This is a genomic window from Treponema lecithinolyticum ATCC 700332 (genome assembly GCA_000468055.1).
GTDB classification, from domain to species: Bacteria; Spirochaetota; Spirochaetia; order Treponematales; family Treponemataceae; genus Treponema_C; species Treponema_C lecithinolyticum.
Genome location: KI260570.1, coordinates 1 through 17,194, shown reverse-complemented (window position 1 = coordinate 17,194; position 17,194 = coordinate 1). Strand labels below are relative to the sequence as shown.

17 protein-coding genes are annotated in these 17,194 nt (G+C 38.4%); 1 reads left to right on the top strand and 16 read right to left on the bottom strand.

All coding sequences use genetic code 11. The features are described from left to right. The 16 genes from HMPREF9193_RS10950 to HMPREF9193_RS10030 all read right to left on the bottom strand — a co-directional run. On the bottom strand, positions 1-1,901 hold a 1,901-nt coding region (locus HMPREF9193_RS10950), incomplete at its 3' end, for a phage baseplate assembly protein V (protein ID WP_021688041.1). Between the two features lie 13 nt (positions 1,902-1,914). Further along, entirely contained in the window at positions 1,915-2,535 is a 621-nt protein-coding gene (locus HMPREF9193_RS10100) for a CIS tube protein (protein WP_021688040.1), read from the bottom strand. A 13-nt stretch (positions 2,536-2,548) separates the two neighbouring features. Continuing rightward, positions 2,549-2,989, bottom strand: coding sequence for a phage tail protein (locus HMPREF9193_RS10095; protein WP_021688039.1), 441 nt, complete (start codon positions 2,987-2,989; stop codon positions 2,549-2,551). 14 nt (positions 2,990-3,003) lie between these two features. Next, positions 3,004-4,746, bottom strand: coding sequence for a phage tail sheath family protein (locus HMPREF9193_RS10090; protein ID WP_021688038.1), 1,743 nt, complete (start codon positions 4,744-4,746; stop codon positions 3,004-3,006). Then, positions 4,746-5,903 carry a vWA domain-containing protein gene (locus HMPREF9193_RS10085; protein ID WP_021688037.1) on the bottom strand — a complete coding sequence of 386 codons (1,158 nt, stop codon included), beginning with the start codon at positions 5,901-5,903 and terminating at the stop codon, positions 4,746-4,748. The genes HMPREF9193_RS10090 and HMPREF9193_RS10085 overlap by 1 nt, the downstream gene beginning before the upstream one ends. A gap of 9 nt (positions 5,904-5,912) precedes the next feature. Then, on the bottom strand, positions 5,913-6,278 hold the full coding sequence (locus HMPREF9193_RS10080) for an FHA domain-containing protein (protein WP_021688036.1): 366 nt from the start codon (positions 6,276-6,278) through the stop codon (positions 5,913-5,915). Positions 6,279-6,288: 10 nt separating this feature from the next. Then, on the bottom strand, positions 6,289-7,812 hold the full coding sequence (locus HMPREF9193_RS10075; protein WP_021688035.1) for a hypothetical protein: 1,524 nt from the start codon (positions 7,810-7,812) through the stop codon (positions 6,289-6,291). Positions 7,813-7,822: 10 nt separating this feature from the next. Continuing rightward, on the bottom strand, positions 7,823-8,560 hold the full coding sequence (locus HMPREF9193_RS10070; protein WP_169720470.1) for a phage tail protein: 738 nt from the start codon (positions 8,558-8,560) through the stop codon (positions 7,823-7,825). Positions 8,561-8,646: 86 nt separating this feature from the next. Beyond that, positions 8,647-9,054 (bottom strand): DUF1257 domain-containing protein, encoded by a 408-nt coding sequence (locus tag HMPREF9193_RS10065; RefSeq protein WP_021688033.1) that lies wholly within the window; start codon positions 9,052-9,054, stop codon positions 8,647-8,649. 1 nt (position 9,055) lies between these two features. Continuing rightward, the gene (locus HMPREF9193_RS11225) at positions 9,056-9,316 is read right to left on the bottom strand and encodes a hypothetical protein (RefSeq protein ID WP_156882497.1); all 261 of its coding nucleotides are present in this window, start codon (positions 9,314-9,316) and stop codon (positions 9,056-9,058) included. A gap of 172 nt (positions 9,317-9,488) precedes the next feature. Then, positions 9,489-10,736 (bottom strand): hypothetical protein, encoded by a 1,248-nt coding sequence (locus tag HMPREF9193_RS10055; protein WP_040848258.1) that lies wholly within the window; start codon positions 10,734-10,736, stop codon positions 9,489-9,491. Positions 10,737-10,764: 28 nt separating this feature from the next. Then, on the bottom strand, positions 10,765-11,193 hold the full coding sequence (locus HMPREF9193_RS10050) for a phage tail protein (RefSeq protein WP_021688030.1): 429 nt from the start codon (positions 11,191-11,193) through the stop codon (positions 10,765-10,767). A 30-nt stretch (positions 11,194-11,223) separates the two neighbouring features. Then, positions 11,224-12,441, bottom strand: coding sequence for a phage tail sheath family protein (locus HMPREF9193_RS10045; RefSeq protein ID WP_021688029.1), 1,218 nt, complete (start codon positions 12,439-12,441; stop codon positions 11,224-11,226). A 12-nt stretch (positions 12,442-12,453) separates the two neighbouring features. Next, complete coding sequence (locus HMPREF9193_RS10040) at positions 12,454-13,005, bottom strand: hypothetical protein (protein WP_021688028.1); 552 nt, start codon at positions 13,003-13,005, stop codon at positions 12,454-12,456. Beyond that, the gene (locus HMPREF9193_RS10035; protein WP_021688027.1) at positions 13,005-15,977 is read right to left on the bottom strand and encodes a putative baseplate assembly protein; all 2,973 of its coding nucleotides are present in this window, start codon (positions 15,975-15,977) and stop codon (positions 13,005-13,007) included. The genes HMPREF9193_RS10040 and HMPREF9193_RS10035 overlap by 1 nt, the downstream gene beginning before the upstream one ends. Continuing rightward, positions 15,952-16,377, bottom strand: coding sequence for a gp25 family contractile injection system sheath assembly initiator (locus HMPREF9193_RS10030; protein WP_021688026.1), 426 nt, complete (start codon positions 16,375-16,377; stop codon positions 15,952-15,954). The genes HMPREF9193_RS10035 and HMPREF9193_RS10030 overlap by 26 nt, the downstream gene beginning before the upstream one ends. Positions 16,378-16,498: 121 nt before the next feature. On the opposite strand from HMPREF9193_RS10030, the gene HMPREF9193_RS10025 reads away from it, so the two are divergent. Then, positions 16,499-17,131 carry a phage baseplate assembly protein V gene (locus tag HMPREF9193_RS10025; protein WP_021688025.1) on the top strand — a complete coding sequence of 211 codons (633 nt, stop codon included), beginning with the start codon at positions 16,499-16,501 and terminating at the stop codon, positions 17,129-17,131. The last annotated feature ends 63 nt before the right edge of the window (positions 17,132-17,194 follow it).

Genomic DNA, 17,194 nt, shown 5'->3' with positions numbered 1-17,194 from the left:
GCGCCGTCGGCTCCGCTTACTTTACAGTCGGTGTCGGGAAGCGCTTTGCCGTTACCGTCAACCAGAATAAAACGGTAATTTGCTCCCAGCTCTATATCTTCACTTTTTACGGGCTTACAGCGATTTGCCGTTACTTCAAAGTAATACTTGGGCTTCTCTTCCAACGGCTCTCCGTCCCAATGATACGTCCACTGTGCCTCCGCTTTACCGTCCTTTACTTCGGCTCCTATACCGGTAACTTCTGCTTGCGTCCGCGCATTATACACCGTAAACGTGAGCCCCTGTCCTTCTTCAAACTCTGTTACTTCGGCATACAGCTTTATCGTTTCTCCCACAACGGCTTTGTTTATACTGTTCCCCTCCTCATCCTGCCATTCTGTCTTTTCTATCTTCGGTCTTCTTAATTCCACTTCCAAGCTGTTCTCGCTCTTCTTCCACGGGCACCAGGCACTGTGCGCACTGATAATAAAGCTCGGGTTTCTCTCCGGCGGTATGTCTTCTTTGTTCGCTTCATACTTCCAGCGTGCACTGACTTTCCCCTGTTGTATCGTCAGCGGGTAGCGGCTATACACAAAGCCGTCTTCAGGGCTGCTCGCTTGAGTCAATACTTGTATCGTCAACATGTTCCCGTCGGCTATGTTTTCTACTTGGGCACTAAAGCCTACTTCTTCTCCTTCCTTTACCTTTGTCTTTTCCCACTTTACTTTTGTTATCTTTTTTTCTTTTCCCTTTTCTTCTCGGCTGTGCTCATACTCTTTTTCATTATCCGGGTGGATTATCGTCGGCATCGGTATCATTTTTCCCGGTCCCATTATCCTGCTGTTATCCTTCACCCCTATGTCGTTGCATGTCGTTACCGTGCTTCCCACTAATGCCGCTTCTTTGCCGTTTATCTTTAACTTTTTTGCCGTCCCTCCTGTCACTTCTCCTTTGTTATCAGGCATCTTTATAAACCGTATCGTTCCGGGTAGCTGCATGTGTAATGGACTATTGTGTTTAGCTATGCTTCCTTTATATGCAACTGCATGTTCTGCAATTACCACATTGGGCGACATGTTTTGCTGTAGTTTGCCTATAAACGGGTGCGGCAGCGGCACTACCGCAGTGCTCAATCCTGCAGGTATTTCCATTTGGTGTATGTCAAAGCCCATCACATTAAACCCTTCTTGCGCTATTCGTTTGCCTTCGCTAGTTACGTTCATTCCTTTGAGTTCTATGCGCTGTCCTTGCACTTGTATCTTATTATCACAGTTTATATACACACTGTTTTCACTGTCATTTTCCAACTGCCCTTGGCTTTCTATGCTTACTTTTTCTGCTTGCCATGCTATGTCTTTACTTTCTATCGTTAATTTGCGGCATTCGATGTGTATGTCTCCCAGTTCATTTACCACTTCTATACCTTTTTCTTTATCCAACACGATGCGGATTTTTCCTTGCGCGCTGTATATGCCGATGATTTCTTTGCCTTTTTCAGACAGTATTTCTATGCGGTGTTTTTTACTTTGTAAGATTGCACTGTCGCAGTTTTTTTGGGTATGTATGGCTGGGCACGGATGTTTTTCATCATAGATAAATCCTAATACCAGTTGTTTTTCTACCGTATTGCCTATCCCGGCAACAATTGCTTGCACTCCTATGTCCGGAAGCTGCCATAGCCCGTGATGGTAGTGTACAACAGGCAGCCACGGACTGACCGAACCGGGCGACAGCATATCGCTTGACACTCTGATCCTGCCTCGGCACTCGGGGTCTTTGTTATCTACGACGATTCCTTTATACAGCGGCGTGCTTTGACCTCTTGCGTGGCTCAGCTCATACTTTATTTTTCCCATCTCGCCTTCTCGCGGATCAGGGTATTTTTCCAACAGCTCACATAGCTCGCGCTGCAGGTTAAACATTGTTCGCCTCTCCTTAGTATAGCGGCGGCAGTTCTACTATAGTACCGGATGCTATGTTTTCAGGATCATCTATGTTGTTCGCATCCGCTATTACCCGCCATTTACCCGGATCATTATATTCACGTGCAGAGACTGACGCCAATGTTTCCCCTTCCCTCACTACCAAGCGTTTCGTATGATCGGCAGATTCTCGCCGCGTGTTCGACAATTGCGTTGCCGCCGTTGCATATTCCTTAAATACCACCTTCACTATCGCTCGCAATGGGGTTCCGTCATTCGCAAATAACGTATAGCGCTGCACCATATCTTCTAATACACAATCAAAACTTAACGTTCCCCATGAAAAACGCAATAAAGGTGGTCGGTGTTCTTGCGCATTTACAACCATCAATTCTTCCATCTTCCCCGTATATGATCTCACATCGCTTTTTTCTTCCGATGTATCAAAAAACAGCTCCATACTTAACCGTTTGCGTTCCCCGATCGTAAACTGTACCGGAGGTGAATCCATACCGAAGACATTTTGTTCCGCCCACGGCGTCTTCTTCTCTATTACATACTCTTTCGGGTTGAATAACACCTCTATTTCATCATTGGTATCTAAATTTGAAATAACCGCTTTTTCCAATGCCATTTGTTGCCTCCTATCAGTTTCCGTCGACCATTAAGCCTTCATGCGTAATTTCAATACGTTCAAGAGCAAATTCACTTCCGAGATTGCTTTCCAGACGCGGACCGATCCAACGGCAGGGAAAAGCTCTAAAGAAATTCCAACGTTTTATTTCATTGTTTTCCGTATCTTTTAAAATAACCGAACCGTTTTTTCGTTCTATTTTTTTGTCTTCCAAAACGGTTGATTTATACCATTCGAACAATGCATTGTTATCGGTTATTCCTTTTTCTAAAATCAAATTGGGATATCGTGTACGCCCGTAAAATTTATGTGTTGATGTATTTAATCCACCTTCCTCAATTTCATACACGTATGTTTCCGCTTCAAGTCCCTCGCATTTTTGAAACCGTGCCGTTTCAATGCCGTCAATTTCTACGGTAAAAAAATACGACGTCATCTTACCATTATCAGCCATACATTCCTCCTCAGTTATTCACCATCTATATATACACTTGCCCCGTCTTTTTCCGCCGTTATTTTTATAGTAAAAAATTCAACAGGCTTTACAATTGCAATACCAACTTCAAATGTTACAATTCCCGCATCTATATTTTCAATAGGATTTAATTCTTCATCACACCTGACAAAAAAAGCTTGTTCCGATGTACTCCCCGCAAGGTATCCTTTCATCCACAAATCAAGCAAAAAACCGGAAACTTGTCTTACCAAGCGTTTACGTAAATTCTTATCGTTCGGCTCAAATATAGCCCAACGGGTACCTATTTTAATACTTTCCGCAATACGCGAAAAAGTTCTGCGCACGTTTATATACTTCCAATCAGGATTTGACGACAGCGTACGCGCACCCCATACCTTAATCCCCCGGCCCGGAAAATATTTAAGCAAATTAATGCCTTGATTATATAAAAACTCATATTCACCGTCATTTATCCGTTCAGCCACACCAACCGCACCGTTAATCATCATATTGGCAGGAGCATAAAAAACTCCTTTTTTACCGTCGGTTGCCGCAATACAGCCGCATACAGCCCCTGAAGGCGGCACACGTACCGTTTTCGCACCGGATGAATCCAGCGGATCAATAATATCAATTTCAGGATAATATGCTGCAGCATGAGCAGTATCTATTTTTTTTGCCCACTCGCAAGCTTCAAGCGTTTTTAAACCGGTAGGTACATCCAAAATTGCAAACCGTCCCGGGAAACGTTCTGCTTGATTGATAAGCGTATTTTGTACAGTAAAAAGTTCTTGTATTTTTTGTTCAGTACTTTTACCGGCGGAATACAACAGCCAAGTCGCATCGGGTACGGCAACAAGAGAAATATCGTCTTTACTTTCAAAACAGCCGATTCCGGTATGATCTTCAGGACCGTTATAAAAACCTATAAAATGTTTTGCTTTTATATCTGCTATGCCGTCGTTTCCTCCCGCAGCTTGTTGTAAAAAAACACTGTGAATTATTCCGCCGTCATAGGAAATAACAGAAAGTAAAGAAGAACGTTTATTTATATGAGAAACAAAATACCTTTGCGAATCGGGATTCATAGATAAATGTAAATAAGTTTCGGTACGTTTTTTACAAGTAAACACAAAAGATATGTATATTTTTTCCACTTTAATTTTTTCTGTAGCAGGTTTTGTTGTTTTCAACAATTTTATCGGTTCCGTAAAATATATACGGCTGTTACATATATTCGCAACCGTTCGATATATTTCTTTTCCGGAAAACATTAATTTTATACAATCGCCTTTTTTTATATCCATATCGGTACCGATAGTTTCAAACCACAGTCCCTGTTGATAATCAATATTTTCAATATGTCCGATACTTTCCGGTTCATGCCAAACACGGCAAGTAAGATAATTTGCCCATTTCCCTTCACTGGCTGCTTCTAGTATAACATTGCCTGATGTCGTTTTAAGCGATAAAACGGCTTTTTTTGCTTCATCGGTATTTGCTACTCTGACAACATAACAAGCTGTTCCTCCGCATTTAAAATAACTGTAGATACTAAAAGGAAGCACCCCTACAGTATCAAACCCTCCGAATGTTTTTAAAAATATATCAAAACTTTGTATAAGGACAGGTCTATTAAGAGGCCCCCATTCGGTTATACCGGCAAAAGCAGCAATACAATCCGTTCTGATTTGAAGAGAATTGAGCACATATTGTTGTTCGGAAACATAAATTCCGGGAACCGGTTTTATCACTATTCTTTTTTACCCCGTTTCTTTTTTTTCTTTTTTATATCGAGTAGATATTTACAAAACGGACAGCTGTCCCAATTATCTTTCATAATATTACCGCAATCCGGACATTTACGCTTTGTAATCCCCAGTCGTTTTCTTAACATTATTCTGTAAATAAAAGCTAAAACAATAAGTAAAATTAAAACTAAAATAATTACACCGGAAATTACCCAACGAACCCAACGGGGAACGGGTACTTTTACGGCAATGAATGTTTTTTCTCCCTTGCCGTAAGCATCTCTTTCATTTACAGTTATTTCCAAATAATGCAATAAATTATCTGCTTTTATATTTTTTATTGAATAACGAATAATATAGCAACGACTGATAATATCCAATAGTTTTTTTAAATTACCAGGAATGGTTTGTGCCGTTGCAGAATATATATAAGTTCCACCGCTCAACGCGGCAAATTCATTAAGGTTACTTAAACTTTGATTGTTCAACACACGCATGCCGATTGCATACACGGGAATACCGGTATCGGCTAATACGGCATTAAGTTGTTCTTTTGTAAAACGACTGTTTTGATCGCGTCCGTCCGACATAACAATAATAACTTTACGAACAGTTTTTCGCCGTTCTGCCTTACGCAGTACATTAACAAGAGAATCGTATACACGCGGCTGATCGGAAACGGCATTAATTGCATTTATCTGTGCAAAATCTATATGCTCTTTTGTCTGTTCTTCAAAAATAACACCTGCTTCGGTTCCTATGTTATACAAAGAAAGTAAATCGCCGTCTTTCATCAAATCGATAAACTGTAATATTGCATTTTTTTGAAAGTCAAGCGGTTCACCGTCCATAATACCGTTATTTGAAAATAAAATACTATAATCGATAGGTTCTTCTTTCATTGTAAAAGGTATAATCGATGTTTTACCTTTTATTTCTAAAGAATCTATACGTGTACTGAATAAAGCGGGAGACAATCCAGTTACCGGCTCGCCTTTTTCATTTTGTACAACGACATAAGCCGTCATTGCAGGATAGTCAGCCGAAATAATTTGATCTATTTTTACGGAAAGTTCAGTTTTCCCCGTTTGTCCGAAAAGTGTAACCGTACACAAAACGGTTACACTTAAAAAAAACGATTTTATCGGATGTTTGTTCATAAGAACTCCCTATAAAAGTTTTATTTTGAATAATTTACTGCCGAGCAAAATAATATCCCCATCTATAAGAGATACTTTAGACACTGTGCGTTTATTGACTTGTAAGGGTTCTCCGTTACCCAGATCAACAATGGTACACATATCATCAACAAGAATCAGATACGCATGTTGACGACTTAAAGCGGCATCTTGAATACGAATTTCGCAGTCCACACCGCTTCCTATAAAAGATTTACCTTCATGGATAGTATAAAATTTTACAAACCGGTTGTCTTCCATTGCCACCAACCAACCGCGCAGAGGAGCCAAGCACACCGGGCAGTATTTCCATGAGCGGTCAAGAATATGACCTTCTTTACAATGTTTATATCCCATATTTAACTTCCTATAAAAGCTGATATACCCAAACCGTTCCTGAATTATCACGTCCGCTTTCACCGATACTAAACTGTATTTCCGGCGAATATTCTTTTATCTCACCTTCTTCATATATTACAAACAGATTACGCCAACGCTTTTTTGTGTCACTTCCCTCAACAGCCAACGTTCTTGTTGCAGTATCTGCAAGAGTTACCTCTACCGAATAATCCCCATGATGTACATCCGTACGCCTGATTATAAGTGTTTTTCTGTCTTTAACAATATTTTTAAGCTGAAAGCGTACTGCCCCACCTATCCAACGGCGAACCGTATCGTGTACAAGCGTGCCATCAGGATAAAAAAAAGCTTCATTTGAAGTTGTCGGATGAGAACAATTTATAAGTTCGAATTTATGATTTTCAACACTTTCCATAGATGCAAAGTTAAGTGTATCGACTAAAGTATAACGTTCTTCACCAAAAAGTAAAATATGGGGCATAGCATAACTTATGTATTTTATATCGTCGCTATGTACTTCTTTTGTAATAAGTGTCTGACGTATGCCGTCCATAATCGTTCGATGTGTTTTTAAAATATCATCTATTTTTTCATAACTGTTATCATAACTCTTAATTAAATCACCTAAAGCATACATCGCACTACGGGCAGTTTCATAACTGCTTTTTACCGTGTATTGTTTTCCGATATCCTCATGTGTGCGTTCATATTCATCGATTTCAAACAAAATCTGATGTCCAAGATCGAACAGCGGTTGTACTAAGTGGATAATATCATCAAAAAAAATACCGGAACATTGCAAAATCATTTTTCCGGTCATAGCAACAGTTTGCAGATTTCTAAGAGAAACAACAGGAACTACTTCATACGCGGATGTAGCTACGGTACGGGTATATTCAAATAAATCAATTAAATAAGTTAATAAATAATCGGAAACGCCTTTTTTAATTCTAAATGCCCATGGTACAAAACGATAATCAAGCGTATTTTCACCGGGGTCGCAAAAATTATCGTTATTCTTAATAAAGTTTATCCCACCGGCTTCATCATTTGCTAATTTAATGCGGGCAAGTTCTATAGATAACTCAGGTTCTTTTATTTCAGCTACTATATCAAGCTTAACGGTTTCCAGTTTTTTTTGATATCCTTGTAAATCGGTATTTTCTTTGTTTTGAAAATAATCTTCAAAGCGCTCTTCATATTTGATTATTATATACACCGTAGAAGGCAATTTAAATTTTTTAGGATCCAAAATAAGTACTTGCGGTTCATACAAAAACAAGGGGCGTCCTTCACCGTCAATTGCCATACCGGCAGACACCAGCAACGTCATAAGACCGCCTTTTGTTTTTTGAGCTTGTACTTGTAAAGAATCCAAAAATCCCGGAACTATACCGAAACCGTGAAAAAGCTTATTATATAACAGTTCTTTATTAAAATGATAATCTTCAATTGAATTCCAATATGTAGGTCCGGCTTGTAAACCGGGAAAAAAATTAGCTCTTTTAAATTGCTCCAAACGTCCACTCATATACTACTCCTTACACTCTGATTCCGGTTTGTGCATCCATGACGGTATCCGAAGAAATAACAGTAATTTTTCTTTTTTTACGTTCGGGTTCTTTAAAACTGATAAAACAAGTTGTATGTACAGGTTTTTCATGCTGTACAATTACTGAAAGACGATGTACCAATGTATCACTCACTGTTGCACGTTCAACGGGGAAATACACAGTAAAACAGTCTTTTGTTTGTAATGTTTCAAAAACGTTGACTTCCGTAATCGCTGTATCCGATATTTCAAGCGAAGTATACGGAAGCACACCTTCAATTATCTGAGGTACTATCCCTGAAACTATCGTTAAATAGGTACGCAAGCCTTTTACTGTTCCTCTTAAACGAAAAAGTGGGACTGCATACTGCAAAAAACGTCTTATTTCATCTTCTCCCCCAAGCATATCCAATTGAATACCGAACCATTGCGCAAGAACTCTTAAAAAAAATAAAGGGGTTTCCATAGGGCGAAAAAAATTATGCATATTATCGAGTGTTCCTGCACTTTGATTATAGATATGCTGAAAAATCATTAAAAACCCCTGCAAAAAATCATTGGTTTGATAATTTGAAGGCAAATGCCGTATGGGGTTTGGAGAAGAAACAGTAAGTTCTATTTTCTTTTGTTTCGAATTTTTCCATGAACAAGACAGTACTTGAAAACGAACGGCATCGGATTCCGCAAAAATCGTTTCTATATCCTGTTCTTCCAAGAACGGAAACATCCGCAACAGTCTATTTTTTGCCTTATACAAACTGAGACCGACACATAAAGAATAAAGATAATTGTTATTGTATATATCTTTTTTACTTATGCCCATCGTCTTACCATTATGCGGGTTGTATTTTTTACATCACATTCTTCTTGTACTATGCTGTACCCCATGTCTTTTATTTTATCTATAACGGTTTCATAAGCATATTGTCGCGTTATTTTGTTTAGAATATCGTCTTGAGTTTGCCCCGTAAAAGTTTCAATTGCCCACCAATCAGCTAGAATTTCGTAACCTTTTTCTTTTTTCCGTATTCCTATTCCATATTTACAGCCGGTTTTAATTTCCATAACACAATTTTCTATGGCTTCTTGTTTGCCATAACCTTCTACGGTTAACAAACAATTATTTTCAGCTTCGATATAATCTATATCTAAGGTTTTAAGAGCTTTTTTAAGATATATCAAATCCTGAATTTGGGTGTCGATTTTTGAAACATGAGACATATTAATTTTCCTTTACCTGTTCGCCTATTTTTACCCGTACATAAGCTGTCGTACCTATTTTATAGGAAAGCGAATCTATCTGACCTCTAAAAAAATTACCGTACATCTCTATAATTTTATATGAACCGATTATCTTTTGGAATTCTATATCTTCAGCTATATCGCCCGTTATGCCGACGGCAACTCCCGTTTTATCCGCCCCCAAACGAACAAGAAAATATTTTTGTACACCATTTTCTTCGGAAACTTCAACAATTTTCATAACAGCATAGACCGGTTCATATTCAACTACCGGTTTAATTACTACCGTACGAGGCAGCGGTGCTATTTCCTGAAGTACAAGCGGATCAATTATTTGTACGGTCTTACAGCCTGTTAACAATAAAAGTACTGCAGTTCCGCTTAGTATAATAAAACGAATTTTATGTTTCCTATCATTTTTGCAATAAATTCCAAGCATATTTACCTTCTTTATCCGTAAAAATATGTTGTTCCGTATCCAATAAAATATAGTATGTATGGGCAGGAGAAGCGGCAACCGAATACGGCTGCGTTTGTATAACATGCATTCCCGAAGGAAGAAAAAAATATTTTAAGGTATCCCATCCTATTAATCTGTCTCGATAATAAAATATATTTCCCGAATCTTTAAAATGAGGAACAAGATAGATTGAATCTTGAGGGAAGATTTTTTGAGAAAACGACCATCCTATTTCTCGGTAAGCATCTATAAGAGAAGATAGCGAAAAGTTGATAAGCGGATGTTTTACCGACTGAATTATAATTCCATCCTTTGCATTTATTAAATTTATATACAAAAAACCGACTTGATCCGTTAACTGAACACGTCCGGTAACAACATAATCGGCACTGTTATATGCGGAATTGTTTATACCGGCAAATTCTTTAAAATCTGCTAAACGAAAAGTTTCAAACATATCAGTTGAAGATAATATATACCCGAAAAGCAAACTAAAATAATCGTCTTCATCTTTCAAAGTAAAATCGGTTTGTTGTATAAACGGTGCAGGCACAAATTCAAATTCTCCGCTGACAAGCTCAACAAGTTTTCTGAATTCCAATGTAAATTCACGTATCAGAATTTTCTTTTTATCGGACGGTGCCGCTTCCGTAAAATAACGAACGGAAAATTCTTCAAGGCAAGAAGCAATTACTTTCGGTAAATGCGTAGTATTTGTAAACGAACGAATAATTTCTATCGGGTAAAAAGAATCATTTAAACGATAAAAAGCAAGACGTACAATATAATTTTGTTCATTCTTAAAAATAAAAGGTTTGCACAACAAACGAAGAGGCACTGTATATCGTTCTTCAGCTAAAGCTTGCAACAAGGTAAAAGGATTTGCCGCTTTGTTATTCAAAAAAGTTGCAGACAAATATTTGGTCATTACAACGGGTTTTAATTTACTCTGCAGCACCATTTGTTGTGATATTTGTCCATTAAACTCTGTTATCAATTCCGGCGGCACGGCAGAAGTACCGGATGCAGGAAGCACAACAATTGCAGGCAAAGTTTCAGGTAAGGCATCATATTTATCCTGCATTTCGGTAATAACTTTTATTTCCGGTTTTAGTTTTTTAAAAGGGTTTATGGAAAGTGAAAACAAAGAACAGGAAAAAAGTATGTATAATACAAATATTATTTTGCTTTTATATTTCATGTATTTATCTCCACTTTCCGTATATTCTTTATGCCCAATCGGCATTTTCATACACGATAGACAAAGTCTCCTGAATAACTCCGGTTTCGCTGCTGCTCATATCTGACATTGTCCAGCCGCAAGGAACACAGTTATACAAGTTGCGTCTTTGAATTTCGGTAGTGCCGTCTCTATCCATAAAAACAATGGAAACCGATTTTTGCTCCGGATTACCGCGCTCAACGGTTTTCCACCATTCTTTTAAAACCTTGTCGCGCGGATCGGCATTACGAACCAGCTTAACCGTATCATATTTTACTTTTCCGACTACTTTGCGCGGATTTTTATCCATACCGCCCATATCATCGGAAACTTCCGCAACAGCACCCAAACCGGAAACGGAAACAAAGTTTCCGTAATCGATTCCGTCAACTTCAACCTTAAAATAGGTTTTTGTAGTAGGCAAATAATCAGCCATATTTTACTCCTTCGGCCATCGGCCCAAAAATTATTCTTCTCCTAATGTTTTTTGTGTAACTCTAAACACTACAAATTCAGCCGGCTTTGCAGGAGCAAGACCGAGTTCTATAACTACGTAACCGGCATCAATTGATTCGGGAGGATTCAATTCGTCATCACAGCGCACATAAAAAGCTTCTTCGGGAGAATCTCCGAATAAAGCTCCGGAACGCCAAATATTCAGTAAAAAGGCTGTAATATTTCTGACAATCTTTTTCCATAAATCCCTCGTATTCGGCTCAAACACAACCCAATTTGTTCCATTTTGCAAAGCTTGCTCAACCATACAAAACAATCGCCGGACATTCACGTACCGCCATTCGGGATTTGAACTGATTGTTCTGGCTCCCCAAACACGGATACCTTTCCCCGGAAATTCACGAATACAATTTATTCCTTTCGGATTAAGTAATTCCTGTTCGGCATCCGTTAAATTATATTTTAATCCTGTTGCCGTACGAAGAATTTCATTTGCCGGAGCTTTATGTACACCGCGGGTACTGTCTACACGACTATATACTCCACACAACCCGCCGGATGGCGGAGCATACACGTTTTGGTCAGCCACCATATCGTACATTTGTATCCAGGGGAAATAATATGCCCCCAGTATTGAATCGCGCGGCATAGGAAGAGAGTCAATTCCCTTTTCCAGTGTTTCAGGCGAATCCAAAACGGCAAAACGAAATCTGTTTTTTTCACAATGAGAAAGTATTGCATCCTGTGCTGCAGGATCCGTTACTCCGGGAGCCGCTATAAGCGCTATTTCCGGAATAGTATCGAACAAAAACAAACCCGTTTTTTTACCGACTCCTTCATCGGTTCCGATAATGAGTTTTGCTATATTTGAAGGATTCTTTATTTCAAGCGGAACTGTTGTTTCCGACGTTTCTTTAGTTTCCTTACCGTCTTTTATTTCTTTTTTTTCAGTAGGTTTGGCTTCCGGAGCTGCCAAATTATTTATAAAACATTTTGTTCCACCATTTTGAAAAAATTGATATACCGCATGCCCCAGCCAACCGCCGGTATGCATACCTCCGAAAACTTTCGTATACTGCGTCCAGTTTGTAACAAGTACTGCCTCATTTATGGGACCTTTTTCCGCAATTCCCAAAAAGCCTGCAATATTGGTTGCTCCGGCTTCAATCGGTTTTGACCCGCTTTCTATTTCTTCAACATAGACACCGGGTGTTTGATACGTTGGCACATTTGCCTCCTTTTATTTTTTATCGTTTATCGTTTTACTGCGAATATCTCGCTTTTCAACACGTTTAAATGACTCCGCTTTTTCAGAATTTATTCCGGCTTCCAATTTATATTGCAAATGAACAGCCGGCAAAAGATTTGTTTGTGCAAACTTCGGTTCAGGATTACGTACAACAGACTCTATAAAAAGATTTTTTGTTGTACTGCCATGCCAGTTGAAAGAATCCAATGGGATAACCGGATTATCTTTAAAGAATGCAATAATGGATCCTGCCGCTTCTAAAGATCGCGAATAAGAATTCGCGTAAATATGTATGCCGACAATATAAACTACCACAGTCGGTAAATCATAAAGAACATCTTTAACTACAATACGTTGTCCCGTTTTATCGGATTGTAGTTGACAAATATCACATATATCGGTTTGTACAATAATCTGTTCTTTTTCGGGTACGGGAATGGAAAAACCATCTGCAAGGCTAAACAAATTTGTTTGTTTACCGCGTGTTTCAAGTAAATGCAGTAATTGATCATATCCATGCCGTAACACCTTATACTGCTCCATTACACTCCCCGCTTATTTGCAATCCGTACATCGGTTAAAAAAGGAAATTCATCCGTTTTTAATGTTATTTTTTCAACATGTATTTTCGCATCTTCGTCCGTCAGCTCAACCGAATCTATTGAAAGAATACCGTCTATTCTTTCCAATTGTTTTAATACAGCTCCTGTCGTTACCGCTTTTCCCTGTTCCCAACCATCGCCCAAACCGCCAAATAAAATATGGAAATACGTATATAAATTAACGGAAATACTTTTTTTTATTCTTTCAATATCCAAGATGTCGCTTTTAAACGAAAGTTTAAGCGATATAGAAAATGAACGGTACACAGGGGCTTGCACACGAATACGCGTACCGATTAATTTACGTTCTTCAAGATGGGCTGCAACCCTTCGGATAAGCTCTCTTGAAGGTAAAAGCTTTACGTTAAGCGCCGTATCTTTAGGCAGCACTGGAATAATTATGGTAACAATTTCATCATGTGCATTCTTTTCTTTCAAACAATATGCTCTACCTACCGATGCGGAAGCTTCACGTGCAAGCCATTCAAAGTCTTCTGCAGTAACGGCACGCTGCAAGCTTTTAAATACACCCGCCGCCCGCGCTTTTAAGCTATCAATACTTTCCATATCCGCTCCACCTTCAGCAGGAAACGGATTATCACAAGCTGTAATAAATGGAATATTTTTTGACAAAACACGTAAAGTATGCGCGGCAACATTTCCTACTGCTCCGCCGCCGGTTTGATAAAAATCAAGCTTAATATTGAACTTTTTTCTTACAGGACTTACACCTCTTTGTCCGTCACCGAAATAAATCTTATTAGCTTTGTAATCGACAACAAAATGCCGGGAAAACGGCGTCGAATTATAAAAATTGTCAACTTCTGTATAAGGAACCCAAACAGCTTCTCCTTCTTTTTTATATGGTTGCTTATGCCCATCAGCTTTAATTACGGCAAGTTCATTTGCTCCGGGTATTGAACCTTCATCTACGGAAAGTTTTAAACCGGGTAAAAGCGGAACATGTGCGGGAACTATTGTTTGTCCGGGAGCACCTGTACCGGATGCCGCAATTTCATTTGTATATGTTTTGACATTTTTTGCATATACGGCATTCAATATAACCGCTTCAATTTCAGGTTGTTTTTCAAAACTGCCGGACAAAAGACACACTTTTAACCATACTAATTTTTTTCCGAATTCGGAAGAAAAACTCATATCCGATGGAACGCTAAATTCAATAAAGCCCGATTCATGGAATGAGTCGGTAAAATCATTTACCGCAAGCACTTCCCATTTACCACCGTTCCAATATTCCCATTGTATATTGATAAGGCGTTTTTGTTTTACAGATTTTTCCTTTAAAAGCGTATTGAAAATTGGAGAGAGTTGTTCTTTAGGTTTAGCGGATTTATTTTCATTAATTTTAATATACAGTGCCGTGTCGCCTTGAGGAAACAACGATGAAAAACCAAAAAATAATGTAGGACTTTCATCGGTCAAAACATGGAACAATTCGACTTCATTTGCTTCAGGGATACACAATTCTTTTAAATCGCGCCACAAAAAATTCGTATTTGAAAGCACTTGTACCGGCAATTGCGGTTTTGCTTCATAACTTAAACGTATATTTGCAAGCTGTGGTGAATGTACCTTTTTTGAGAATTTCCACAACCAATTATTTTTTTCATCCCGTATATATTCTCCGCCGATAGAAAAATCTTTCGTTTGAATTCGTATTCTCAGCCAATAGTGTTCAACATTGTTTACTGCAGTCTTTTTAGCATTTTCCGGAACAATAAAACGAACTTCGCCGGATTGCTTAAAATTAAATGTACCGTCAAAAAAAGCGTTTTTTTGATCAAGCCGTTGCCATGCGTTACCATCCCAATATTCATATGAAAAAACGACATTCTCGTTTTCTTCACCGGTAACATATAATTCGCTAAAAGTAAAGCGCACACGTACTTCCGTACCGACGTTCGACAAAACTTCATCAGCTGCAATGTAGAAGATTTCATTATATGCAGGCAAATCCGAAAACATACGGAAATCATTATTCATATCAACGGGAGAATACGCAACGCCAAAATTAGTCACACACAGATCGGGAATAAATCCCGAACCGCCAAAAAATATACGTAATGTGACACCGGTAACGAAAAGTGTTGTCTGTTTTTTCGGAAGTTCTGAAAGAACGGCACGTATATACAGGTTTTCAATACCATTAACCGTGCACGGTTCAATTTTTGAAGAACAGGTTAGATAAACGGTATTATCTTTTTTTCGGGTTGTTTTTTGAATATGCACATTATTAGGAGAAACAAGTTGTTCCCATGTCCGACCATTCCAATATTCCCAATACAAATAATTGGCTATTTCATCCTGAACGGAAGCCAACTCGTTTACAGATTCAAAACGTATTTGCAAATAATTTTCAGAAGACAAAGCTGAAAACAACGGAGAAGCTATATACAGAACGTGTTCAACCGTTTTTTGAGAATCAAAAAGAGTAAACGGCACAAGCGCTTCATCTTTGAAAAAATCAGTCCATCGCTCTCCGCAACGATTTATGCAGGAAACAAGCGCAGCGTCATGCACTTGTATTTTACGTTCAGTTTCAAAAATACAAGTATCATCGGCATTAACTGCAGCTATTTGCATACCGGCAGGAATTGATATCGATTTGTTACAACCTTCAACAGGAAAAAATTGAATTACCGCCCGTGCAGGCTGAGGCGGAACAAGAGAAAGTCCCATCAATTCCAAAAGCGATAAATATGTTTTTTCGGGTACTTTATTTAACCGGTACAAAGTCATTTCCGTCATCCATGCAAACAACTCTATCAATGCAATACCGGGATCGCTTGGATTATGGTTTGTCCATTCAGGACAATAACGGGGAATCAGGCGAATAGCTTCGGCAACGATATCATCGAACGTTCTGTCATCTAAGTTGATATTGGGAATCAATTTCGCCTTTCTCCAAATAAAATGGATATACCATATTAAAAAAAGTATTTACTGAACGAATTTCATAATCTATATGAATATTAACACATACGGGATTCATCTGATCAAATTCTCCCGTAACCTTTTTTAAGATTACACGCGGTTCCCAACGAATAATTGCCTGTTCCACATAATGAACCGCTTGTGTAACCGTACGCGGCGAATTCGGAGAAAATACCATTTCGTTAATGGCACAGCCGAAATCCGGTCGCATAATACGCTCACCCGGCGTAGTACTTAAAATAATACGAATCGATTCTTCCACACTTTTTTCATAACCCGACATACCAATGCTGCCGTGCACATTGCAGGAAACGGGAAAACTTATACCTTTGCCCAGTAAATTACGATTCATCATCATTTATACTGCATATACTATACTATGGTTTATGGTTCCGTCAATATTAATAATATTAATTTATTGATTTTTTTTATATACATTTTACAAACCATATGATATACTTTATATGTAGAGGTACTTAATGAAAGCTCAATTTTTTTGGGGAAAAGTTTCGGACAATCAGGACCCCGACAAACAACACCGAGTACGAGTTAGTATACGCGGCAACGAAAATGAAAGTTCCGAATGGATTCCGGTTATAACTCCGTATGCAGGTACGGAAGCAGGAGTATACCTGTTACCTAATGTAGATGATCAAGTTGCGGTTATTTCATTGGACAATGCATGCAAAGATAAATTTGTGTTAGGTGCAATATGGGATGATAATGCCGCGCCGCCTGAAACGGAAGAAAATACCGAAGCAGATTTAAATCAAGACGGAAAAAATGCACTGCATTTTTTTAAAGGCAAAAATGGCGCTATGTTGATACTCGACGACACTGAAAAATCTGAAAAACTGCAATTGATTTCGGCCGACCCAAAAACACGTTTGGAATTTTCGGAAGCGGATAAATTAATAACACTTAATTCAGAAAAAGATTTATCATTAAATGCAAAAGAGCTTTTAAGTTTTAAGGCAAAAGAAATTGAAATAAAAGCAAGTAAAAAAATTACTTGTAAAAACAAAGACTTGCAAATTAAGGCCGATCAAAAAATAAATATTAAAGCCGGTCAAAATATTTGTGCCAAAGGTTCGGATATCGCATTAAACTAATGCGATTATTTTAAGTAAAAGAATACAGGAGAAAAACACATGACCGCTGTACAGCTGATAAAA